Source organism: Wolbachia endosymbiont (group B) of Dolichovespula media (genome assembly GCF_947179505.1).
Lineage (GTDB): Bacteria > Pseudomonadota > Alphaproteobacteria > Rickettsiales > Anaplasmataceae > Wolbachia.
Map to the genome: position 1 here is coordinate 163,874 of NZ_CAMXBR010000003.1, position 24,539 is coordinate 188,412.

The following is a 24,539-nucleotide window of genomic DNA, read 5'->3' on the forward strand; positions in this document are numbered from 1 at the left end:
ATTTTACTCAACACTAATCTGAGAAGATAGATGTGCTACCGATGTAGCATTGCTGAGCAAAGATTCTATTTCTGATGTAGATCCGGAATGCTCAAGTTGAGTTTGTTCAGGAAGGTTTTTCATAGCTTTTTCAACATCGTAGCTACCTTCCCTATTTTTTCTATGCCATACAAAGTATCCTAATCCTGCAAAAGCTACTGCTAGCACTCCACCCAATATACCACCAGCAATCCCTGCTATTCCTATATACTGTCCTCCATTTATTTCGGGTAATTTAGGCCCTTCCACATCTGTGCTATTAAATATAGAATGATCTAATACTTCTTGTGAATTACTATCAAAACGGGAAACACTACTTATACCTTCAGGTGTCATTCCATAACTAGCGTTTGATTCTTCTATTTCATTTATTACGTCATTAATCTCTTTAGTAGTTACTTTGCTTGATGCAAAATCGAATTCTTGTTTTGTTAAAGAAGCTGATTCGATAGTTACACCTTCCTTCATCTGATAATCAATTTCTTCAGTAGTAGATCCTCTCAATTGGCTATTTTCATCAGTTCTTTCTTTTAGCTTTTTTGAACTATCCTTACCCAATTCATCTACAAGGTTTTGTAGATATATTTTCTTAAATTCTCTATAATTATATTCTTTACCTTTTTCTATTTCTCCACTCTTAAGACCTAAAATAATTCTATCTATTGTCGATTCACGAATTGCTTGAGGAATGTCTATTGAATTTACTATTCCTGTAACCAAGCCTATCTCAGCTGCTCTAGAAGATATAGAGAGGTCTTTTACTGTTAAATTCTCTCCTTTAATTAAAAATTCTACCCTTCTGTTTTGTTTTATACTTTCCAAGTCAGATACAATTCTAATTGTTGGACCATCCATCTCCTGCTTATTTTTTGTTTCTCTCTTTCGCATGCTATTCTTAGTGTTTTGGAATTTTTTTGGCATTTCACACTCCTTAAATTAATTAATAAAAGTATTATTTGAATTAATAAATACTTCTCTATGTTAGTGGATAAAATATTTAAACCTATATCTTTTTATTAAAATTTTTATGTAAAAGTTACTTTTATTATACTAAGTAATGTATATATTAATATTTAGATTGATAAATTGATTTTACTTCTGTTACAACTTATTATGCATAGATAACCTCAGTAAAAACGATGAAGCTAAACGAAATTAGAGAAAGATTTATAAAATTTTTTGTAAATAATAATCATGAGCAAGTTCCTTCTTCTCCTTTGATTCCAGAGAACGATCCAACACTCATGTTTACAAATGCTGGTATGGTACAGTTCAAAAACATCTTTACCGGCACGCAAAAAACTGAAATGAAACGTGCCGTCTCAAGTCAAAAGTGTCTCAGAGCAGGTGGTAAACACAATGATCTTGAAAATGTTGGCTATACATCTCGGCATCACACATTTTTTGAAATGCTCGGAAATTTTAGCTTTGGTGATTACTTTAAAGAAACTGCGATAGAATTTGCGTGGAAATTTATTACTGAAGAATTGTCTCTTGATAAAAACAGACTATCCATAACTGTTTACCACACTGATGATGAAGCATATGAAATTTGGCGTAAGATAAGTGGCTTTTCAGATGATAAAATCATAAGAATTACAACAGATGATAACTTTTGGAGCATGGGCAATACTGGTCCATGTGGCCCATGTTCTGAAATCTTTTACGATCATGCAAATCAGGATTTGCATGAAGACGACAGAATTGTTGAAATTTGGAACCTGGTGTTCATGGAATTTAATAAAGATGAAGAAGGTAATTTACAAAAATTACCAAAAAAATGCATCGATACCGGAATGGGCCTTGAAAGAATAGCAGCTGTTATGCAGAACGTTCATGATAACTATGATATTGACTTATTTTCTGCTCTGGTAAGTAAATCGCAAGAGTACTGTGGAAATACGGAAAATAAAGTAGCTCATAAGATTATCGCAGATCACCTTCGTGCAGCTGCATTTCTCATCGCAGAAGGAGTGCTTCCTGGAAATGAAGGAAGAAATTATGTACTACGCAGATTGATCAGGAGAGCAGTACGTTATATCCACCTACTTGGATATAATGATTCTCTATTGAACCTTGTTTTTCCTGCACTCATAGATGGCACAAGTTTGGCTTATATGGGAGATGCTTATCCAGAGCTAATCAGAGCTAAAAGCTTAATAGAAACAACGTTAAAATCAGAGGAAGAAAACTTTAAAGACACTTTAATGAAAGGCATTAATCTCTTGGACAAATTCACTGCAGATTTAAAATCAGGTGACACTCTATCTGGAGAATCAGCATTCAAACTATATGACACTTATGGATTTCCTTTGGATATCACACTTGATATTTTGAAAGAAAGAAAAATAAATTTTGACCAAAAAGGTTTTGATAATGCAATGAAAGAGCAAAAAGAAAGAGCACGTGCTAATTGGACTGGATCTGGTGAAAAGTCTGTTGAACAAGTATGGTTTAATTTAATCGATCAGTTTGGCAAAACGGAATTTGTTGGTTATGAACGTGATGAAGTAAAAGATGCAACAGTACTCGCAATAATTTCCTCTAAAAATGAAGTAATTGATTCTGCAAAAAAAGGAGAAAAGATAACTATTATACTTGATAAAACACCTTTTTATGGAGAGTCAGGTGGACAAGTGGGAGATATTGGAAATCTTATACAGTCTGATGGAAGTATGGTAACAGTCGAAAATACCAACAAGATTAATGACTTGTATTTGCACAGGTGCGTCGGCTCAATTTGTAAAGGTAACACAGTTACAGCTAGTATTAACAAAAAAAGAAGACAAGACTTAAGAAGAAATCATTCAGCTACACATCTTCTACACTTTGCACTCAGAAAAATCTTAGGTGATCACGTTACTCAAAAAGGTTCTCTAGTCGCACCAAATAGACTAAGATTTGACTTTAGTCACAATAAGCCAGTCACTCAGGATCAGCTGTCTTCAGTAGAAGATATAGTAAACTCTCTAATCAGAGAAAATCTTTCTACGTCCACAAAAGTTCAAGGTATGGATGAGGCAATAGACGAAGGAGCGATGGCCTTATTTGGTGAAAAATATGGTGATAATGTTAGGGTTGTAAAAATTGGAGATTCAAAAGAATTATGTGGTGGTACACACGTGGAGCGTACCGGAGAAATTGGTTTGTTTAAGATAGCAGCAGAATGTTCCGTTGCATCTCGAGTAAGAAGAATTGAAGCTTTAACCGGTCAAGAAGCAATTAATTATGTACGCAATAACGAAATTAGCTTAAAAAAAGTTGCAGAATGCGTAAAAGCACCAGTAAATGAAATAATAAGTCGACTCAGTATTTTAAGCCAGGAGCGCAAAGAATTTGAAGTCAAAATAAAAAATCTTTATAAAAAGCTTATCAGTGTAGAAACTGTAAAAAGTACCGAAATAAATGGAATAAATTTCGTAAGCCACACTTTCAATAACGTTCCAGGAAGTATAATAAGGGAATTTGCTCTACAGCAACAAAAACCGAAAACTGTAATAGCTTTCATGGTAACAGAAAAAGATAAAACAGTTTTGATTGTCAAAGTAAGTAAAGATTTAACTAATAAGATCAATGCAAAAGAGCTAGTATCTACTGTAACCAGAAGGGATTGCGGTGGAAATGCCGAACTTGCCCAAACAGGCTGTGATAACAATAAAATAGATGATGCCATTACAGCAATCCATAGCAAAATAACAGCTTGCAAAAACTAATACACCCTACTACCTCGGTATCTTTTAACCGTGAACGGAATCGTCAAGGTATTATGCAAATAAGGGTAGAGAAGACTTAACTGTCAAATGAGCATATCAGGTAATAAGAACTGGATTACAGCTCCATGCTCTGGAATGATATCTAGGTTTAAAGTCTACATAAAAATCATTTACAATCTACGTTCAATATGATAAATTAAAAACAGTTTATTCCTCGGTAGCTCAGTGGTAGAGCAGTTGGCTGTTAACCAATTGGTCGCTGGTTCGAATCCGGCCCGGGGAGCATTGTTTTATACAATCTGTACATTTCATTTTTAGCCCAGAATTCACTAACTTTTCTCTGTCTCTTAAACAGACAAAACTGTGGAGTTATATAGCTTTAAAACCTTTACTTTCAAAATGCAAAGATGCCTGTACCTCACTTAGCTTACTACCTGATTCTTCCCCTATTTTTCTTCTATTACACCTACTTTGCAGTGAAGGCAGGACATTTTTAGGGAACGTGCTATCAATATAACAATAATTAAAAATAATTGAAGTAAGATGCACCAAATTTCCACTCGCCAAAGTCTGTGAACCTCTGTAATTAATGCTGTTATCATATACTTTAAGTGTAATAAGATTTATAAGATTCCCACTCGCTAAAGCCTCTGCACCTTTTTCACTGATTTCATTCCATCCTAAACTAAGCAACGTAAGATTTGTAAGATTTCCACTCGCTAAAGCTTTTGCCCCCCTATCGCCAATTTTATTATCATATAATTTAAGCTCAGTAAGACTTGTAAGATTTCCACTTGCTAAAGCCTCTACACCTTCATCACCAATTTCGTTTCCTCCTAAATCAAGCGAAGTAAGATTTATAAGATTCCCGCTTGCTAAAATCTTTGCACCTTCTGTACCAACATAACTGCAACTTAGATCAAGTGAAGTAAGATGAGAAAGCTGAGCTAATTCTTTTATAACCTCATAATTAATTTTTGAACATCGTAAAATAAGTCTTGTAATCTTTGTATTGCTTTTTAAAAAGTTTACTAATCTATCAACATTAATTATAGCGCCTGATGTTGCTAAAGTATTATCCTTTATATATTGGCTATAACTCATTTGACCTCACTATTAAAGCTATGCAAGTGTTTTAGTAAACACTTCAGCAACTGTCAATCACTTTAATAAAATATTTTATGAAAAACTTCATATACCATTGCCTCCAAGCAGCTTTTTATATCTCTTATTTTAACACAAAAGTTGTGAGAAGAGTTTGTTTTTGGTATCATCGGAGGTTCTCGATGATAACTTTTATATGAACTTTAAATCAGTCGTTTTATGTATATTAGATGGCTGGGGTAATGGAATAGAAAATAGTAAATACAACGCTATTAGCAATGCAAATCTCCCTTGCTGGCAATATATTAGCTCTAATTATCCAAAATGCAGTCTATCTGCCTGTGGCACTGATGTTGGATTACCAGATGGTCAAATAGGCAATTCAGAAGTTGGCCATATGAATATTGGCAGTGGTAGAGTGGTAATGCAAAGCCTTCAGCGTATTAATCAAGAAATCGAAACGATAGAAAATAATGCAAATCTACAGAATTTTATTAATGATCTAAAAAGTAAGAATGGCATATGCCATATAATGGGATTGATATCAGATGGCGGTGTTCATTCGCATCAAAAGCACATTTCATCTTTAGCAAACAAAATATCACAGCGCGGAATTAAAGTTGTAATACACGCATTTTTAGATGGCAGAGACACATTTCCAAATTCAGGGAAAAGATGCATTCAAGAATTTACAGAGAGTATAAAAGACAATGATATAAAAATTGCCACTGTCTCTGGACGTTATTATGCTATGGACCGTGATAGTAGGTGGGAAAGAACAATTGAAGCTTATGAAGCCATCGCATTTGCAAAGGCGCCTCGTTATGATGATGCAGTATCGCTTATTGATGAAAATTATCAAAATAATATAACCGATGAATTTATCAGGCCCGCAGTAATAGGCGATTATCAAGGTATAAAACCAGAAGATGGATTGCTATTGGCTAACTTTCGTGCTGATCGAATGATACAATTGGCAAGTATTTGTCTTGGTAAAGCAGGCTATACTGAAGTGGCAAAATTCTCTTCAATTTTAAGTATGATGCAATATAAAGCGGACTTAAAAATCCCTTATCTCTTTCCTCCTGAATCTTTTGCCAACACTTTGGGACAGATAATAGAAGACAATAAATTACGGCAACTGCGCATTGCAGAAACTGAGAAATATGCTCATGTGACTTTCTTTTTTAATTGTGGAAGAGAAGAACCTTTTTCTGGTGAAGAAAGAATACTAATTCCTTCACCAAAAGTTAAAACTTATGATTTGCAGCCTAAAATGTCAGCCTTTGAGCTCACAGAAGAACTTGTAAAAAAAATTCATTCTCAAGAATTTGCGCTGATAGTTGCAAACTATGCTAATCCTGATATGGTGGGACACACAGGTAATATAAAAACAGCTGAGAAAGCAGTACTCGCTGTAGACGATTGCCTTGCAAAAGTGCTAAGTGCTGCTGAAGAAGTTGGTAACACCGCACTCATTATTACAGCAGACCATGGCAATGTAGAATGTATGTTCGATGAAGAAAATAACACACCTCATACAGCACACACTCTAAACAAAGTTCCATTCATTATATCTTGTAACAATCTAAAACTAAGAGATGGAAAATTATCTGATATTGCCCCCACTATTTTACAGCTACTTGGGCTCAAAAAGCCAAATGAAATGACAGGTAGTTCGTTGATTGTATAATTTTTCGCATTACTCTCTATGCACAGCTGTTGTAGTTTGAAACATCGTAAGGGTGTCACTCAAAGTAGTACCGGTGTTATTTCAGTAGCCCCTTCAGTGTCATCCCAGTGCTGGGATCCCATTCTTCTTGACTCCTGGATTCCAGAGTCACGCGCTGACCATCTTTGTTCATCTAAAAAGTAGCAACTTTATGATGGCAGTGCCCAGAGGTGTCATTCAGTAGCACCTTGTCGTTCCAGTAGCTCTTTCGGTATTATTCAAGTAGTCTATTCGGTGTCATCCCAGTGCTTGACACTGGCATCCAGTCCTTTTATACAAAAAACGTTGTAAAGTGTTTACCAACTTAATGCCCAATCTGGATCCCAGTGTCAAGCACTGGGATGACACCATCATAAAGGAACTAGTGTTAGCTACTTGAATGATATTAAATAGATATGCTTTAACTTAACCCAACTTTTAAATTTTTCGCTGTTAGTACTAATGATTCATCAAAGAAGCTATTAATATCACCAATACTATCTATATTTTTCACACTGATAGATTGGTCAATTCTTTTAACTAGATTAGATAAAACTTTGTTAGGGCCAACTTCAACAAACTTATTAGTGCCATGGCTTGTCATATATAAAACCATCTCTCTCCATCTTACTCTACTTACAACTTGCTTAGCGAGCAAAGCTCTTATGATCTCTGGATCACTTTCTTCCTTAACTGTAACGTTTGATACAAAAGGAATCGAAGGGCGAGTTATGTTGATGCTTTTTAAAAATTCCAGAAGTTTTTCATCAGCAGGTTTCATAAAAGATGAGTGAAAAGGCCCACTAACTTGTAATTTTATCATTTTCTTGACACTTGAGTTTTTGAATAAATCAGGTAAGACCTCAAGAGCCTCTGCAGTACCACTCACCACTACCTGCCCACCACCATTATCGTTTGCAATTTCACAATCAATTTGAGCTGATTTTAATATACCTTCTACTTCACTTATTTCTGCTCCAAGTAGAGCAAACATTCCACCTTTGCATTTTAGTGAAGCTTCATGCATTGCTTCGCTACGAACTTTTAGCAATTTGACTGCAGACTCAAGCGTCAATGCCCCTGCAGCACACAGCGCTGTAAACTCGCCAACTGAATGCCCACAAACATACTGAACGCTGTAAAGAGATTCACCAAATACGTGCTTCATAACACGTAGCGTTGCAATTGACACTGCCATTATAGCTGGCTGAGCGTTTTCCGTGATGGTTAATTTCTCAATAGGGCCATTGAAAATCAAATGAGACAGCTTTCTACCCAATCTGTCATCTACTTCATCAAATACGTTCCTTGCAACTGAAAATTCATCATATAAGCTCTTTCCCATTCCTACAAATTGGGAGCCCTGACCAGGAAAAGCAAAAATCATAAAAAATTTTTCATTCTTCATTGAGAATACTACTTTATTTATTTTTTGTCAATATTTCACAATAATGATTGACCAAATGAACCAGATTCACTAAAATCTTAGCTGGTAAGAAATTTGTAAGAACAATGGCAGAAATCGATTATCACAAAGTTACTATAGTTATGACAGATGGTCAAGAGTTTGAAACTTATTCCACTTATGGAAAAGAAGGTCAAAAAATAAAGCTTGATAGAGATCCTCTTACTCATCCTGCATGGACTGGAAGTTTGACAAGCGGTTCAGGGGAGAAGGATAGTAAAATAGCTAAGTTTAATGATAAATACGGGAGTCTTTTTTAGTTCCTCCCCTCTTTATTTACATGTATAAATATAAAAATGTAGGCTATATTGCTTCTTCGCTACCCAAGTCTCAGGAAGTATCTAAACTACTACAGAAACTCAATTTTATCAATATAGCAGAAGCAGGTAAGCATGAAGTTGATCTGCTGATAGTTGTTGGTGGCGATGGTTTTATGCTACGCACCCTACACAACCACGTCATAGGAAATAAAGATATACATGTGTATGGAATAAATACCGGTAATGTCGGGTTTTTAATGAATAAATGTTTTAAAGATCTAATTGATCATATAGAACATGCAGTTCCTACTCAGCTAACTTTACTAAAAATGGAAGCCACAGACATAAGTGGCAAAAAACACCATTACATCGCAGTAAATGAAGTGTATGTCTTTAGAAATGCAAATCAAATAGTGGAGATGAATATTACCATTAATGATAAGCTAAAAGTAGAAAAATTCAGAGGAGATGGAATTATATTGTCTACCCCAACAGGTAGCACTGCATATAACTTCTCTGCCGGTGGGCCAATCTTACCACTTAATTCAAATTTACTTGCACTGACTTCCATTAATAGCTACTACCCAAGGCGTTGGAATGGAGCGCTAATCTCAAATGATACAATAGTGCAAATTGATATCAATGATGTGAAAAATCGTCCAGCACTTGTAGTATCAGATTACAAGGAATTTCACGACATATCGCAGGTAAAAATACAGAAAGATCACGAAAATACAGTCACTCTACTTTTTGACAAAGATTGCCCTTTGAATGAAAGGATCTTTGATCAGCAGTTCTTATACTAATATTTATTCTTAAATTAGTATTCACTATATCTTAATAACTATAGCGTAATCAACATAACATTGTAATTAATTTTGGAGCGAATATGCCTGGATCAGGAAATAAAGATAACGTCACACTGGTTTCTCATACAACGGTGAGTGAAAATAGTGCAGCAACTTCACCAACACCAGCACCTAGAAACACAGCGTTACAAACAAGTTCGGCTAGCGAATCAAGTTCTTATGAAGAAAGGCAAGAAGAATCGAATGGTGCAAATATAGAACCTATTTATGCATCCATAGATCCAAATACAAAATCTCCAAAAAAGAGTCGTGATAATCAAATAGATAGTCAACATCCAACTCTAAGCAGATCACCTTCTCAAAAAACAGTATATAGCGAACCTTGGAATAGTCAAAAAACATCAGAAACTTTAGAAAAATTAATGAAGGCACATACAACTCCTCCACCATCATATAAAACAGATGACTCTGAAAACTCCTTGCTTGAAGATAATAAAAAGACAAACAGATTTTTACAGAAAGTAAAGTATACGATGCAAAAGAAGAAAGTTACAATGCCTTTCGTAGGTCTTGTTACGGCATGTTGTATTACGTCAATCGTTTTAGCTGTGAAGCAAAGAGAATTCATTGGATTCATCGGCAGCATAAATCCTGTAACTATATTTGGCGGAGTATTAGCGTCTTGTTTAGCCTTGGGAATTATGTGGGAACTTATGCAAGCAGTCCGTACTAAGGAGCACAAGATCACAAAAAGAGATACTCAAGAAGTTTTAGATGAGATATCAAATACACTTTCAAAAGACAAGAAATGCATCAAGTCTTTGGTATTAAAATATAGCAACGGTTCTCTAATTGCATACAAGTCAATAATAATTTTTTTTGTATCATGAAAAATATTTTCTGATGTAAAATTCAGCTCTAATACAACCTTTTATTTACTATCATGTTGTTTTGTTCAATCAAAGAGTGCCTTATCGGCAACTAAAAACTAGTACTAAATTTCTAATTAACCCCTTTTAAATTAGTGTAGCCAATGAATATGTGGATAAATACGCCTACACACATTTAAAGTATTTATCCACATATTCATTAAGCTTATAAAAACTAAGGTATCATTTTTTCCCCCATAGCCTTAATGATTTTATATAAGTTAAAATAGCACGCTTCCATGGTTCTCTCCGCGGTCTGATATGGCTAGTTTATATTTTAGCCAAGCCGCACTATACTTGTTAGGCGGAAGTGGACGGCAACATGTAAACTACGAAGTCTATGCTTCAACCGGAGCTCTTGCTTATCCCTTCCATCGGCATTGCTATCTTTACTTTACATAAAATTATCTACTTTTTTGCATTTATTAGTAACAAAATTCTGTTTTGTTAACCAACATTTTATGCATGATTACAGACAACTTACGTGCTACAGCAACAATTGCTTTTTTCATACCCTTCTTTTTTGCAATCCTTAATCCCCAACTCCTCAATTTAAATGTCCTTTTACATTTTACTAGTAAGACTTGTGCAGCTTCGTACAGCATATTCCTACATTCTACTGGTCCCATTTTTGATATACTTCCATGCCTATCAATCTCTCCAGAAGCGTATTGTCTTGGGCTCAACCCCATATAGGCTCCAACTGTATAAGATGTTTCAAACCTATACGGATCATCTATTGCAGCTTTATATGTCATTGCTACTATAATACCAACTCCTGGTACAGTAGTTAATAATTTACAATCCTCGTCTTTTTTGCCTTGCTCTGAAAGTATTTTATCAAGCTTTCCTATTGATTCTTCTATTGTTTCTAAGCTATGTACTAATGCTTCAATTGAATTCTTGCTAATTTCATCTAGCTCATTAATTATTTCCTGCACTTTTAAAGCGAAACTTGCAGATCTGGAACGCTGATCAACTTTTATCCCGTGTATTTTCAATAACCCTCTTATTGTTCCCTCAATTTTCTTTCTGCTACATATTAATTGTCTTCTGCTCCCAAGCACCACTTTAATCTGGCAAGCTTCGTCTGATTTTACTAATACCTCTTTAAATAGCCCAGCTCTCATCATCTGTGCTATACCTCTTGCATCATTTTTATCATTCTTATTGATTCTTGCAGATAATGCTGCTGCCATATGCCTTGCATCCACACAAGTTACTGGTAATCCAAAATTTCTCAGCTCTTTGCACATTGATATTGATAGTTGTCCACTTTCTATTCCTATGGATTCGTATCCTTTGCTTTGGTCAAGCAGGTACTTAGCTATTGCGTCACTTTTGCTTGCAACAACTTCTTCTTTAACAATTTTTCCTTTCTCATCAACGATACTAATAAAAGTTTCTTTGAGTGAGACATCTAATCCGCTATAATACTTCATGAGACTGCTCCTACTGTAAAAGTTTAAATTATCTTTGAAGAACCAATTCATTGAATTTGTTACTTCGTGCTAAAATAATGGAGTATGTCTCTCCACCATTCAATAGCAATTACAGTATGTAATCGCGTTTACTTTACATTTCATTCTCTTCCAGAAGAAGCAAAAAGTGATCCGAAGATCGTAGAACTTACAGGCCAGCCAATCTATTACAAGAGTAAAGTAAATTCATTAATCAATGATAGAATATGGCTTCCTATCTTAGGAACAGTTCTTATTACTGGAAACATAACCTTCCCTTTAGCACTTTATTCAACAGGTGGTTTGAGCAACATAGTAAGTTCATACACAAATCCTACTATTTACTGGCCAATCGTTGCAATTTCAGGCACTCTACTGCTTTTCACTTTAGCTTGCACAATTCATCATTGGAGCAAAACTGATTTTAAAGATTACTTGTTATTAGATACAAAAGATGCTAATAGTGAAAATCCTAATGAAACAGCTATTAAAACTGTAAAAAGCAGTCAAGAAAAGATTAGTTCAAAATTGTTACAAGTAGTTGCTGAACGATGTGGCCATCCAGATATTACTTATATTATTAATTAAATCTGGCTCGTACTTCTTTTTATCGCTATTCCAGTACTGTAACTGCAACGTTTTGAAGATTTACACTTGCTAAGACCTTGCTATTTTGATAGCTTGAGATGATGACAAGGAAGGGTTTTGTTTATGAAAAAAGGTTTAATATTTATATCTTTAGTAGCGGCTTTATTGATAGTCGTTAATTTTTTATATAAAAATAGCGGAATTGATGATTCACAAGTAGTAAACGTTTATTCATCTCGTAAAGAAGAATTAGTACATAGTTTGTTTGATGATTTTACAAAAACCACTGGCATCAAGGTACGTTATATCATTGACGATTATTCCCAATTGCTTTCACGTATGGAAAATGGTGGTGAAGCTGATTTGTTTTTAACTGCAGATGCAGTGAATTTGATTTTAGCCAAAAAAAGAGGGCTCTTATCTCAAGTGGATTCAGAGACTCTAAAAAATGCCATACCTGCAAAATTTAGAGATAATGAAGATTATTGGTTTGGTCTCACAAAAAGAGCTAGAATATTGGTTTACAATAAAGAATCAGTAGATCCTAAGGAATTAAGTACCTATGAAGATTTAGCGAATGAAAAATGGAAAGGGAAAATATTAGTACGCTCTTCCACAAGTCCATATAACCGATCATTGATCGCTTTTATGATTGCAAAAAATGGTTTTGAAAAAACAAAAGAATGGGTGAGTGGAATTGTAAGCAACATGGCAAGAAAACCAAGCGGTGGTGACACAGATCAAATTTATGCTGTAGCCGCTGGTGAAGGAGATATTGCAATAGTAAATAGCTACTACTTTGCAAGAATCCTTTCATCAGAAAATAAAAAGAATACCACAGAAAAGTTAGGAGCTTTCTTTCCTAATGATGGTGTAATGGTGAATCTTAGTGGTGCAGCAGTAACAAAAAACGCAAAACACAGAGAAAATGCCATAGCTTTATTGGAGTTTTTTGTAAGCAAACAGGCTCAAGAGCTATATGCTAAAAAAAATCAAGAATATCCTATTGTTGAAGGTATTGAAACTTCTGATGTGTTAAAATCTTGGAGAAATTACCTACAAAGTACTCTGCCTATAAGTGAGCTTGAGAAGCATCTCTTTGAGGCTGTTATGATAGCAGATGAATGTAAGTGGAAATAAAATTTTATAGCTTCCTTCTACTTTACTTTACAGTTGTGTAATTGAAATTAAGAAAGTAGAATAAGCTCAAAAAAGGAGCTATGGACAAGAGAAGGAATTTATTAAATATCTCAGACCTCACAATCGGTGATGTAGAAAATATAACTAAATTAGCCAACCAATACCTTGAAGAAAAAGTTGAAAATAGTCATGTTCTGAAAAATAAAATAGTCATAAACCTATTCTTTGAAGATTCAACACGTACGCTCGCATCTTTTGAAATAGCAGCAAAAAGCCTTGGAGCAAATGTTATAACTTTACCAATAAAATCTTCTTCTATTAACAAAGGGGAAGATCTAAAAGATATGATAAAAACACTAAATGCAATGAATCCTGACTATATGATAATCAGGCATAAAAGTAGTGGTATTATTAATACATTGGCAAAGCATGTCAACTGCTCGCTAATCAACGCAGGCGATGGAAGCAGTGAACACCCAACTCAAGCTCTTGCAGATTATCTCGTAATTATCAGTCATAAAAAGCAAATAAAAAACCTCAAAATTGTGATATGTGGAGATATTTTGCACGGTAGAGTTGCAAGATCAAATATAAGATTGCTAAAAATGTTTGGAGCAAAAATAAGCTTAGTTGCACCACCAGCTTTGATTTGTAAGCATTTTTCTGAAGTAGATTCACTTCACTATTCATTAACTGAAGGTATAAAGGATGCTGATGTAATTATGCTCTTGAGGTTGCAGAAAGAGCGCATGAATAATAATTCTTCAGAAAAAGAATATTTTCATTTGTATGGACTTGATGAACAAAAACTATCGCATGCAAAACCCGATGCAATTGTTATGCACCCAGGACCAATAAACAGAGGTATTGAGATTAGCAATGATGTAGCAGATTGTGTTATTTTACAGCAAGTAAAGTTTGGATTAGCAACTCGTAAGGCAGTACTGCACTATTTAATTAATGTTTAACTTTAATTAATTTTAAGGAATTTTAGACATAATGATCCTCCTATAAAAAACGATTTAGAAAAATATAACACACCTCATGACAGAAATTAAGTATGTACTGAAGTAGACTGTGCTATATTTTTTTATTGAGAGATTAGTTGAAAAGTCTGCAGACTTGAATAAGGTGAATTTCGAGCTCTAAAATACCCTCATTTTCACTAATAATAATCAAACTACCAAATGTGTCAAGTAATTTATATCCGTTCAGGAGAGTGATAGAATCAGGTAGACGAGAAAAGAAAACTATAGGGTCAATGCGTGACACTAAAGTCCAGAAAATTTAATTTCAAACCAGCACTTCCTCCTTTATCATTCCAGCGCGTGACCAGTTCTTATTATCTGGTCAGTCCTCTGGATCCCAGTATCAAGTACTGGGATGACAAGAGAAATGGAATAACATTATGAAGGTAGTCATTCCAGCGCGTGACGCTGGAATCGAGAAAAAAACAGTGTCAGCTACTCCAATGACAATTTAAGGTAAAATCTAAATAAATGGGAAAAACTTTGATATTCAGTCTTTGCAAAATTCTACTCGTATAGAAAAGGTAATACAAATGTTTTTTATAAATAAAACCTTAAGGCATTTTTTACTGTAGATTAATCATTTGATTATAGTATCATTCTAATTAAGCTTATGACTGCAATATCTATGAAGAACACTTTATATTTGATACTATTAGTTGCTATATTTTTATCATCCAACTTGTTTGCTGTAGAGCAGTCTGAAGAAAATATAAATCAAGAAGACGTATCGAAAAGCAATACTGATGCTGAAAAAACTTCTCCGCTTCTGAGCGAACTAAAAGAAAGCACAGACTCAACAAATGTAGTCGAAATACCTTCCAGCGAGCCAAAAGAAAGCACAACCCAAAATGTAATCAATGAAGAAGTACCTTCAAGTAATGAAAATATACAAACAAACCTACAGCCTGAAGAGGGGAATAATATAAAAGATACCAAAGCTCTAACAAGTCCTTTATCAGAAGAAAAAAAAGAAGAACCTGAAGAGAAGAAAATCAGTCACAATAATCAAACAAACCTACAGCCTGAAGAGGAGATTAGCAAAAAAGACACCGAACTTTCAACAAGCCAATTAACAGAGAAAAAGAAAGAAGAACAGCCTGACAATATAACACCTGTGAACAAAGAAAATGAAGAAAGCGAAAAATGGACAAAGCTAAACAAAGAAATAAAAAAAGAATGGAACCATAAAAGCAAGTCTATATATAAAAGACAATATGATAGCCTAAATGAGCACCTTCCTAAAACTATATTTACTGATGATTACAGTAAGCAATTTTTTTACTGCATAAAGAAGGGCAACTTAATTTGTCTAAGAGGAGTAATAAATAAGCTAGAAAAAATTGGATTAACAATTCAAGAAATACTAAGATTTAGAAATAAATTGGGTGATACTCCTCTAATTTATGCAGTGAAACAAGGTGAAATAGACACAGTTCGCTTTCTCTTATTACAAGGTGCTGATCCTAGAGTAGTTGATAATAATTTTAAGTCCCCTATTGAAATAGCAATCGAAAGGAAGCAGATCAACATAATAAACGCAATTGCCGAAATGATGCCATACCTTTTAGAGGATAAAGAAATAAACAATGAAGAAGACTCAGAGATGTATAACTTTGCTATAAAAACAAAAGAAAGTACCTGCGATGCAAAAGATAATTAGACTTTTGATATTAACTTTTCTAGTTGGTCATTTATGCTATGGAAATGAAATAGATGATGAAAAAAATCCAATCAATGATTTTTTAAGCGCTCTGCACGATGTAAAATACGTATCTTACAATAAAAAAGATTTCGCTAAATTTTTAGTACATTGTAATAAAGCAGGAATACCACAAGATTTTAAGAAAGGTTTTGGCTCTAATTTGAATGGGGCTAATTTTAGTCAATTATATTTAAATAAATCTATTTTTGAGGGAGTAAGTTTAATTGGTGCTGATTTTTCTAACACCGATTTATCAGATGTGTCTTTTATCGATGTTGATTTACGTGGTGCTAATTTTTCCAATGCTAATTTACATGGTGTTAAAATACAAGGCACAAATTTAAGTTTTTCAAAATTTGCTTCTACAAATCTAACAGATATCATATTTGATCAATCTAATATCAGTTATGCTGATTTTGTCAATTCTAATCTCAACAAAGTAAGTATGCGTAATATAATTGGTTTGCATACCAAATTTTTGAATGTAAAAATGAATTTATCCGATTTATCAAACTCAAATGCTAGCTACATAAATTTTAGTGATAGTGAAATAAACGACACTGTTATGCAGAAGAATAATTTCGACAATGCAAGTTTCTTTGGAGTGGATGCACACAAGCTCAAGATACAATTCTCTTCACTAAAAAACGCTAATATATACGGTGCTAAAATAAAAAAATTGGATTTTACAGGTAGCAATCTTTCGAACGCCTATTTTAATGCTTCTATTATAGTTGATAGTAACTTTGAAAAAGCCAATTTAAGCAATTCACAAATTTCCTATGTGAAAGGGGATAATTCAAACTTCATTAAATCTATACTAAATGGTTCCAAGATAAAACATGCATATGTTTTTGAATCAGACCTTCAGGATGCTGACTTATCTAATATTGATTTTAGTTTTAGTGAATTGTATAAAGTTAACGCCTATGATGCTAACATTTGTCACGGAAAGTTTCATAATACTAAAGTTGTGAATTCTGACATGAATGGTTCGTTCTTTGACCATTCATTGTTTACCTCTGCAAAAATAGAAGATTCAGATCTTTGCACAACTTCAATGTATAAGACAAAAATTCAAGACTCTCAAATTTATAATAGTACTCTTTCCCACCATAGTATTGACTTCAGTGAGATAAAAAATTCAATATTCTTCAAATTATTAGCTGATAATTCGAGCTGGTCTAACTTAAAAGTCACTAATTCAAATTTTATTGAAAGTGATTTCAAATCCTCCGTGTTTTATGATAATACCTTTAGAAAGACTAGTTTTTTTCTTAGCAATTTGAGTGATTCGACAATAAGTGATATGTCTTTTCTCTCTTCAAGCATATATAAAAGTTCAATTGCTGATATTCATTTAACAGATTGCAAATTTGATAATTCAATTTTGATTGACAATCAGGGACAGAGCAAAATTACAGGTCTAGAGAGTGCTATAACTTCAATTAAAGATCTGCAAGAGAAAATATCGCAGGGTGAAAAATTTGATGTAAATTATTCTTACTTTGAGTTTAAAGACATGAATTTAGAAAATGCTAATTTTTCTAATTCAATATTAAGTAGAGCAAAGTTTGTAAACGTTAATTTGAATAAGGCAAATCTTGAAAAAGCCGATTTACGTTATACTGTCTTTGATAATTCCTCTCTTATTGATACCAATTTATCAAATTCTAATTTAGAGGGCTCTAGTCTTTTAAACTTTGATTCAAAAAATACAAAGTCTTAAAAAAGCTCTATAATGTACTTGTTAAATAAAGAAAAATGACCGTAAAAAATAAGGGCATACTACTGATTCTATCCTCTCCTTCTGGAGCTGGAAAAACTACTATATCAGAAAAATTACTTGAGCAATCAACCGATTTAGTTATGTCTGTTTCTATGACTACACGCAAACCTCGTCCCGGTGAAGTAAATGGAAAAGACTATTTTTTCGTTACTGAAGAAAAGTTTCATGAACTATGTAAGGCTGGTCAAATGCTTGAATATGCTAAAGTTTTTGAAAATTTTTACGGTATACCAAAAGATTTTATAGAACAAAACCTGAGTAGTGGCATAAGTGTTTTACTGAATATAGATTGGCAAGGAGCATTTCATTTATTTGAAATCTTAAGAGAAAAAGTTGTAAGTGTTTTTATACTACCTCCCTCAATGGAAGAGCTTAGACTGCGTCTACAAAGGCGTAATAGTGATGATGAAATTGAAATAGAGCGGAGATTAGCCGAAGCGCAAAAAGAGATAAGTAAAAGTAATAAATATGATTACGTAATAATTAATGATGATCTTGATAAAAGCGTAGAAGAGATAAAATCAATACTAAGTAAAGGAATGCTTAAAAAATTAGAAGAAAAACCAAGTTTGAAAGATCTATAAAAACATTGGTTTACCTCTTTCAGTAGCACTCATGCTTCACAGTTTAGCCACATTTATTATTTTTTAAGATAAAATAGTTAAAATAGTAGACAAGTGCTAAAGTGGGGATTTGAATATGACAATAGATTTTCTAACAGAAACTAGTTTTCTGCCTTTTCACCTATATTTCGATAACATCTAGCTCAATTTAAAAGTTTAATCCAATTCGTTAACGCCAAATAGCTTTTAATATTGAGGTTTTAATATGAGTATAGATCTAAGTGTATTAGTTACTAATGCAAACAAACTAGATAAATATATAAACAAAAATGAAAAACAAGAGCAAGATAAAAAAGACAAGCAATTGTATAATATTATAGAGAGAAAGGTAAAAAAAGAAAAACATAAGCATGAAAAACCAAGAAGTCGAGATGGAACACTCAAGGAATGTAAAAGGTTATTTAAGGAAGGCGCTAGTCCTGAAGTATTAACTAAATTAGAAGAATCTCTTAGAGAACAGGGAAAATATCACAGATATTATGTCCAATGTTTCCTTCCAGTGCTAGGTGAAGTAATCGAACAATTAAAAAAAATATCAGATGAAACAAAAAACCAAGTAAGGCAAGCAATTTCTGAAGTCACTAAAAGTCACTCTAATAAAAATCGCAAGGACAATGAGTCAGAAAGTGGTTACTGTAGCAATTTTGAAAATGAAGTAAACGGAATATCAGATTCTGATAATGATGTTCAATTACTAAAAGCAATCAAAAATGGAAATAGCAGGAAATTTAGAAAATATCTAAAAGATTGCACAAATGTTAACAGCATAAAAGATGAAAAAGGAAATAATATTTTACATCTTATTGCATCGCTCGAAAAGGAACAGAAATGCAAGTTTCTAGGTACCCTAATAAAAACGGTCACCAAGGAAGATCTAGCACAACTTGTTGATAGTGAAAATCAAGAAGGAAAGACTCCTTTTCAGGTAGCACTAATTAACAAGATAATAAAAGGGAAACATGATTCTCACACAATCCAAGATAACGATAAAACACTTAAGTTTCTTACAAAATTGCTAGAGTATGGAGCCAGCTCTGACAATTTAGGATTATCTACAAAAGAATTACAATACTTAAAAGAAGAGCAAAAGACATACTATTGTGATTTCTTAGAAAAATTAGCAAAGTCAGTAAAGAAACCTGAGTTAAAATCAGAAATAAGAACAAAAATTAAAGAAATTATACCACATACCATAAATACTCCAGATAGTAATGATAATTATCAACTACATTTAGCAATTAAAGATAAAGATAAAAAATCTTTTAAGGAATTATTGAAAAAAGGAGCAGATATTAACCTTAAAGATGCAAATGGCAATAATGCTTTACACCATATTGCCTTGCTGACAGGGAAGCAAAAAGTTACATGCTTGAAATTAATATCAGCCTTAGTAAAAGAAAGAAAAATATCTGAAGATAAATTAGATGAAGCTATAAAAGCAACTAACAGGCAAGGCAATACACCTCTAGAATTAGCACTAAAGAAAAAAGCAGAAAAAAAAAGTATCGAATACCTATTGCAAGAAACAATTTTTGATTTAGCCACTAATTATGATAATACAACAAAGTTTTGTGCAGCATTATTACAAAACGGTGCTAACCCTGATTCTTTATGGTTAGAAGATCCAGAACTCCATACTAAAAAGTACTATTTAACTTTACGAGATCTAAAAGATTGTTCAAGTACTCCACAGAAAGCACAGGAGAAAGCTAAAGAACTAAAAGAGAAGCTTGAGGAAAAATACCACTGTGGAACTGCTTCGAAAAAATGTCAATCAGGCATTAAAAAGCTAGGTTCTGGTGTAAAAAAAGGAGCATCTGCTGTATGGAAATGCATTGATCCGGGTAGGAGAGCTAGTGTATTGTTAGCAATCACAGTAGCAACTACTATTATTACAATGGTAACACTTTCTTGCTTTCAAGGACAAATTGCAATTGGAGCAGCGTTACCCATCATAGCTATAACAGGAGTGGTCTGTCTGATATTCACTTTGGGACTTAGCGGCATTAGGAAACATGTTAAAGAATTAACCAATGATCAGCAAACCAGTAAAGATAATCTCCAAACTGCAACACAACCTGAAAATGTTACTGAACAACAAAATTTAGCTAACAACTCAGCAGCACAAGAGCAGTCAGAACATACAGAGAGCCCAGCTACTAAAATGAGCGATATATCAATACTACGATTTATAAATAAACTAGATGAATTGACTAATAAATTCTCTTTTCCGGGGCGATGAAATCAATCTCATCGCTCAAAGTTTTTTCAGCAACTTTTTTATAGTCAATCTCTACACTGACTTGGTTTTTCTTTTCTTTAAGCCATGCTATAGTATGCTTCATCCAGTTTTTATCATCACGTTCAGGGAAATCTTCACGAGCATGAGCACCCCTGCTTTCCTCGCGATTAGCTGCGCATTCCATGGTAATAACTGCTTGTGGAATCATATTGGCAAGCTCCAGCGCTTCAACCAAATCACTATTCCATATCATACTGCGATCTTCAACTGCAATGTTAGGCATCATTTTTGCTACTTCTTTTATAGCTTTTTTACCTTCCTCTAAAACTTCAGCAACACGGAATACCGATGCATATTTCTGCATAGTGTGCTGCATTTCACTTCGTATTTTTGCTACTTTGAACTCTCCAGAAGCAAATCGCATTTTATTAAATCTATCTACTATCAAGTCTGTGCAGTCTGAATGCAATTTTTTATGTGGTGTATCAGGTTTCAATTTTTCTTTTGCCCTAAGCGCGGCAGCTCTACCAAAAACCACAAGATCAAGAAGCGAGTTGGAACCTAGTCGATTTGCACCATGTACAGAAACACATGCTGCTTCTCCTATTGCAAATAATCCTTCTACCACTTCTTCTTTACCTTTTTGCAACGTGATCACTTCCCCATGATAGTTGGTTGGAATACCTCCCATGTTATAGTGAACAGTTGGAATAACAGGTATCGGATCTTTAGTAACATCAACTCCTGCAAAGGTCTTTGCTGTTTCACTAATACCTGGCAATCTGAGCTTTATTACTTCCGGATCAAGATGAGCTATATTCAAGTACATGTGATCTTTCTTTGGCCCAACTCCCCTTCCCTCTCTAATTTCAATTGTCATTGCTCGACTTACTACATCACGAGAAGCCAAATCTTTTGCCTTTGGCGCATAACGTTCCATAAACTTCTCACCCTGAGAATTAACGAGGTACCCACCTTCACCGCGGCATCCTTCCGTCATCAAGCACCCTGAGCCATATATTCCTGTTGGATGAAATTGCACAAACTCCATATCTTCAAGTGGCAACCCAGCTCTTACCACCATGCCATTACCATCACCTGTGCAGGTGTGTGCACTTGTTGCAGAAAAATAAACACGTCCATAACCACCTGTTGCTATTACCACAGAATGTGCATGAAATCTATGCAACGTACCATCACACAGCGACCAAGCTATCACCCCACAGCATGTACCTTTGTCCATAATCAAATCGATTACAAAATATTCGACAAAAAATTCAGCGTTAAATTTAAGACATTGCTGATATAGAGTATGAAGAATTGCATGCCCAGTTTTATCTGCTGCTGCACAAGTACGCTGAGCCGATTTTCCTTTACCAAAGTGAGTTGTCATTCCACCAAAGGCACGCTGATATATTTTTCCATCTTCCGTACGAGAAAAGGGTACACCAAAATTTTCAAGTTCAATCACAGCTTTGGCAGCATTTTTACACATATACTCTATTGCATCTTGATCGCCAAGCCAGTCTGAACCTTTTATTGTATCATATGCATGCCAGCGCCAGTCATCTTCAGCAATATTACTCAAAGCTGCACTAATTCCTCCTTGCGCTGCAACTGTATGACTTCGTGTAGGGAAAATTTTAGAAATGCAGGCAACTGAAAAATTAGTTGCAGCCATTCCAAGTGTTGCTCTAAGCCCTGCTCCACCTGCACCTACTATCACCACATCATACTCATGCTCTATGATTTCATACGCTGACTTATACATATCCACTTATTTTATCATCACAGGCTTATAATATCACAGAAGTAGAAAAAATCTATACAAGTTTTCTGGATGTAAGCTTCTGAAACAAATCTATAGTAAACGATGTAATAACAATCATAGGGCGTCATGAAAGTAGCTGAAATTGGAATGACACTATCATAAAGGAATAAGTGTAGTTATTTGCATAACATTGATGACTTATGCCTATTTAATTAGATCTAAAATTAGATAGAAAAAGGTAATCTTGATAAAACTCATTTACAACAAGTTCTCTCGCACTTGAATTTTCCGTTTGCACTTTTTTGTATCCTAATTTATGGCTTATTGAATCTTTACATGCACTAACTGCTTTATATATCTTACTTACCTCTCCTGGAAAGATACCACCAACAATTATAACGCATAACCCTGCAACTGTTGCAAAAGCTAGAGTTAAACTTTGCCTCCAGTTAGCTTTTTTTTCTTGTATACCAGCAGGGCACAATTCACTTGACATTTCTTTTAGATACTCATGCCACATGTGATTGCAGTTTGTACATTTCACTTTTCTTCCAGATTCACCTATTTGCCCACGAGATACTAAGTAAGTTTTAGTACAATTATGACATTGTATTTTCATAGTGCTTACGTATAAAATAATATAAATTTGATATCAATATGTATATAATAAATGAAAAATTTGCAACTAAAAAATTACAAGATGAGATAGAAAATATTTGGAAAGATAAAGAAAAACTTAACGACTATAATCTAAAACACGAAGCAAGATTAATAATCAAAGAGGTAATTGAGTTACTTGACAGTGGTAAAATTAGAGTAGCAGAAAAGCTATCAAGTGGAGAATGGATAGTACATAAGTGGATAAAGCAGTCAATATTATTACATTTCCTCACTGAGGAAAGCAAAATAATAGACAACACCAATTGCTGGTTTGACAAAATCGGTAGTAAGTTTAGTGAATGGAATGAAGAAAAATTTTACCATTCAAAAATTAGAGCAGTTCCTGGGTGTTTTGTCCGCCAATCTGCTTACATAGGTAAAAATGTTGTTCTAATGCCAAGCTTTATCAACGTTGGTGCATACATTGATTCTGGCACAATGATAGACACTTGGTCAACAGTTGGTAGTTGTGCACAAATAGGGAAAAATTGCCATATTTCCGGTGGAGTGGGAATAGGCGGAGTTCTTGAGCCCATTCAAGCTTCTCCAGTCATTATAGAAGATAATTGCTTCATTGGAGCGCGTAGTGAGGTAGCCGAAGGTGTTATAATAAGAGAAGGATCAGTCCTTGGCATGGGTGTGTTTATTGGAGCATCAACAAAAATTATTGACAGAGAAACAAGCAAGGTATTTTATGGTGAAGTACCACCTTACTCTGTAGTTGTACCAGGATCTACTCCACCTAAAAATAACATTTCAACCTATTGTGCAGTTATAGTAAAAAAAGTGGACGAGAAGACGAGATCAAAAACTTTTATAAATGAAATATTGAGAACCTAACTACTTGCAGTCATTTTTTTTATCATTATTACTAACTACAGTAATAGCATATGCACATAATTCTGAGAAAGAGATTCCATTTTCTTTAGATAACTTATATAATTTTTGCAGACTTTCTTTGACTCTATTAGGTATGTTTCCTCCACGCTCCTTTGCAAGCCAGGAATCTTGATAGTGAATTGGATGAGTATCACTCTTTGGATCTCCTATGTATATTGCAAAAGGTGAACTTTGCCCTTTGAAATCACACTGTACAGTAAATTTTTTTATAGACTCAACCATTTAAAGACCTCTGCTTTTCTTTTTAACCGATTTTATAGAAGGTACAAGAGGTGGTTTTTTGATAAAATCTTGCCTATTGAAAACACTTTCTTCCCCTTCTAAAGCTCTGCGAATATCAGCTCTGCTCAATTGTGACTCTTTTGCTAACCTCATTCCATACTTTACCATAATATTAGCATATGCTAACACTTTTTTTACTAACTCTAGGTCACCATTCAGCATTTTAACTAATGCTTGAAATACCTCCGCTAAAGTTAATCCATCAGCACCTACAACCTTATTTTCTACAAAATTGACAATTTCTTCAAATTTATATTCAACACCATCATCTTGAGGTATAAGGGTAACATAATCCGTATCTTGACTATTCATAACCAAAGC

General features: G+C 34.1%; 21 protein-coding genes and 1 tRNA gene. 14 read left to right on the forward strand and 8 right to left on the reverse strand.

Annotated elements, in window-relative coordinates:
* Nucleotides 1-3: 3 nt before the first annotated feature.
* The gene (locus OM967_RS03375; protein ID WP_211908452.1) at nucleotides 4-960 is read right to left on the reverse strand and encodes a hypothetical protein; all 957 of its coding nucleotides are present in this window, start codon (nucleotides 958-960) and stop codon (nucleotides 4-6) included.
* Between the two features lie 218 nt (nucleotides 961-1,178).
* Here OM967_RS03375 and alaS point away from each other — a divergent pair, with 218 nt between their 5' ends.
* Nucleotides 1,179-3,752 (forward strand): alanine--tRNA ligase, encoded by a 2,574-nt coding sequence (gene alaS, locus OM967_RS03380; protein WP_264337621.1) that lies wholly within the window; start codon nucleotides 1,179-1,181, stop codon nucleotides 3,750-3,752.
* 211 nt (nucleotides 3,753-3,963) lie between these two features.
* Nucleotides 3,964-4,035: transfer RNA gene (locus OM967_RS03385), tRNA-Asn, on the forward strand.
* A gap of 86 nt (nucleotides 4,036-4,121) precedes the next feature.
* On the opposite strand, the gene OM967_RS03390 is transcribed toward OM967_RS03385, so the two are convergent.
* On the reverse strand, nucleotides 4,122-4,856 hold the full coding sequence (locus OM967_RS03390) for a leucine-rich repeat domain-containing protein (protein ID WP_211908456.1): 735 nt from the start codon (nucleotides 4,854-4,856) through the stop codon (nucleotides 4,122-4,124).
* A gap of 196 nt (nucleotides 4,857-5,052) precedes the next feature.
* Between OM967_RS03390 and gpmI the strand changes: the two genes are divergently transcribed.
* Nucleotides 5,053-6,549, forward strand: coding sequence for a 2,3-bisphosphoglycerate-independent phosphoglycerate mutase (gpmI, locus tag OM967_RS03395; protein WP_211908457.1), 1,497 nt, complete (start codon nucleotides 5,053-5,055; stop codon nucleotides 6,547-6,549).
* Nucleotides 6,550-6,988: 439 nt separating this feature from the next.
* Here gpmI and fabD read toward each other — a convergent pair whose 3' ends face one another.
* A complete protein-coding gene (gene fabD / locus OM967_RS03400) occupies nucleotides 6,989-7,954 on the reverse strand; it encodes an ACP S-malonyltransferase (protein WP_264337883.1) in 966 nt (321 codons plus the stop codon).
* A gap of 125 nt (nucleotides 7,955-8,079) precedes the next feature.
* Between fabD and rpmE the strand changes: the two genes are divergently transcribed.
* The 3 genes from rpmE to OM967_RS03415 all read left to right on the forward strand — a co-directional run bounded on the left by rpmE (nucleotide 8,080) and on the right by OM967_RS03415 (nucleotide 9,991).
* Nucleotides 8,080-8,292 (forward strand): 50S ribosomal protein L31, encoded by a 213-nt coding sequence (rpmE, locus tag OM967_RS03405; RefSeq protein WP_068651074.1) that lies wholly within the window; start codon nucleotides 8,080-8,082, stop codon nucleotides 8,290-8,292.
* Nucleotides 8,293-8,312: 20 nt separating this feature from the next.
* Complete coding sequence (locus OM967_RS03410; RefSeq protein WP_211908458.1) at nucleotides 8,313-9,098, forward strand: NAD kinase; 786 nt, start codon at nucleotides 8,313-8,315, stop codon at nucleotides 9,096-9,098.
* Between the two features lie 83 nt (nucleotides 9,099-9,181).
* The gene (locus tag OM967_RS03415) at nucleotides 9,182-9,991 is read left to right on the forward strand and encodes a hypothetical protein (protein ID WP_264337622.1); all 810 of its coding nucleotides are present in this window, start codon (nucleotides 9,182-9,184) and stop codon (nucleotides 9,989-9,991) included.
* 464 nt (nucleotides 9,992-10,455) lie between these two features.
* Here the strand turns inward: OM967_RS03415 and OM967_RS03420 are convergent, their stop codons facing one another.
* A complete protein-coding gene (locus OM967_RS03420) occupies nucleotides 10,456-11,523 on the reverse strand; it encodes an IS110 family RNA-guided transposase (protein WP_264337368.1) in 1,068 nt (355 codons plus the stop codon).
* A 33-nt stretch (nucleotides 11,524-11,556) separates the two neighbouring features.
* Here OM967_RS03420 and OM967_RS03425 point away from each other — a divergent pair, with 33 nt between their 5' ends.
* The 7 genes from OM967_RS03425 to OM967_RS03455 all read left to right on the forward strand — a co-directional run bounded on the left by OM967_RS03425 (nucleotide 11,557) and on the right by OM967_RS03455 (nucleotide 20,605).
* A complete protein-coding gene (locus tag OM967_RS03425; protein WP_264337623.1) occupies nucleotides 11,557-12,078 on the forward strand; it encodes a hypothetical protein in 522 nt (173 codons plus the stop codon).
* Nucleotides 12,079-12,201: 123 nt separating this feature from the next.
* Nucleotides 12,202-13,218, forward strand: coding sequence for an extracellular solute-binding protein (locus OM967_RS03430; RefSeq protein WP_264337624.1), 1,017 nt, complete (start codon nucleotides 12,202-12,204; stop codon nucleotides 13,216-13,218).
* Nucleotides 13,219-13,298: 80 nt separating this feature from the next.
* Nucleotides 13,299-14,186, forward strand: a complete 888-nt coding sequence (locus tag OM967_RS03435) for an aspartate carbamoyltransferase catalytic subunit (protein ID WP_264337625.1) — start codon at nucleotides 13,299-13,301, stop codon at nucleotides 14,184-14,186.
* A 688-nt stretch (nucleotides 14,187-14,874) separates the two neighbouring features.
* The gene (locus OM967_RS03440; RefSeq protein ID WP_211908462.1) at nucleotides 14,875-15,909 is read left to right on the forward strand and encodes an ankyrin repeat domain-containing protein; all 1,035 of its coding nucleotides are present in this window, start codon (nucleotides 14,875-14,877) and stop codon (nucleotides 15,907-15,909) included.
* Nucleotides 15,893-17,680: a pentapeptide repeat-containing protein gene (locus OM967_RS03445; RefSeq protein ID WP_211908463.1), complete on the forward strand. Its 1,788-nt coding sequence runs from the start codon at nucleotides 15,893-15,895 to the stop codon at nucleotides 17,678-17,680. Before OM967_RS03440 ends, OM967_RS03445 begins: the two co-directional genes overlap by 17 nt.
* Before the next feature lie 35 nt (nucleotides 17,681-17,715).
* Nucleotides 17,716-18,324 (forward strand): guanylate kinase, encoded by a 609-nt coding sequence (gmk, locus tag OM967_RS03450; protein WP_264337626.1) that lies wholly within the window; start codon nucleotides 17,716-17,718, stop codon nucleotides 18,322-18,324.
* A gap of 244 nt (nucleotides 18,325-18,568) precedes the next feature.
* On the forward strand, nucleotides 18,569-20,605 hold the full coding sequence (locus tag OM967_RS03455) for an ankyrin repeat domain-containing protein (protein ID WP_250120068.1): 2,037 nt from the start codon (nucleotides 18,569-18,571) through the stop codon (nucleotides 20,603-20,605).
* On the opposite strand, the gene sdhA is transcribed toward OM967_RS03455, so the two are convergent.
* Both sdhA and OM967_RS03465 read right to left on the reverse strand, forming a co-directional pair.
* Nucleotides 20,577-22,376 carry a succinate dehydrogenase flavoprotein subunit gene (gene sdhA / locus OM967_RS03460; RefSeq protein ID WP_264337627.1) on the reverse strand — a complete coding sequence of 600 codons (1,800 nt, stop codon included), beginning with the start codon at nucleotides 22,374-22,376 and terminating at the stop codon, nucleotides 20,577-20,579. The two genes, OM967_RS03455 and sdhA, sit on opposite strands and share 29 nt — an antisense overlap.
* Before the next feature lie 208 nt (nucleotides 22,377-22,584).
* Nucleotides 22,585-22,995: a zinc-ribbon domain-containing protein gene (locus OM967_RS03465; RefSeq protein ID WP_264337628.1), complete on the reverse strand. Its 411-nt coding sequence runs from the start codon at nucleotides 22,993-22,995 to the stop codon at nucleotides 22,585-22,587.
* 38 nt (nucleotides 22,996-23,033) lie between these two features.
* Between OM967_RS03465 and dapD the strand changes: the two genes are divergently transcribed.
* On the forward strand, nucleotides 23,034-23,876 hold the full coding sequence (gene dapD / locus OM967_RS03470) for a 2,3,4,5-tetrahydropyridine-2,6-dicarboxylate N-succinyltransferase (RefSeq protein WP_264337629.1): 843 nt from the start codon (nucleotides 23,034-23,036) through the stop codon (nucleotides 23,874-23,876).
* Here the strand turns inward: dapD and OM967_RS03475 are convergent, their stop codons facing one another.
* Both OM967_RS03475 and OM967_RS03480 read right to left on the reverse strand, forming a co-directional pair.
* Complete coding sequence (locus OM967_RS03475; protein WP_010406917.1) at nucleotides 23,877-24,158, reverse strand: DUF2610 domain-containing protein; 282 nt, start codon at nucleotides 24,156-24,158, stop codon at nucleotides 23,877-23,879.
* The gene (locus tag OM967_RS03480) at nucleotides 24,159-24,530 is read right to left on the reverse strand and encodes a hypothetical protein (RefSeq protein WP_211908472.1); all 372 of its coding nucleotides are present in this window, start codon (nucleotides 24,528-24,530) and stop codon (nucleotides 24,159-24,161) included.
* Between the last annotated feature and the right edge of the window lie 9 nt (nucleotides 24,531-24,539).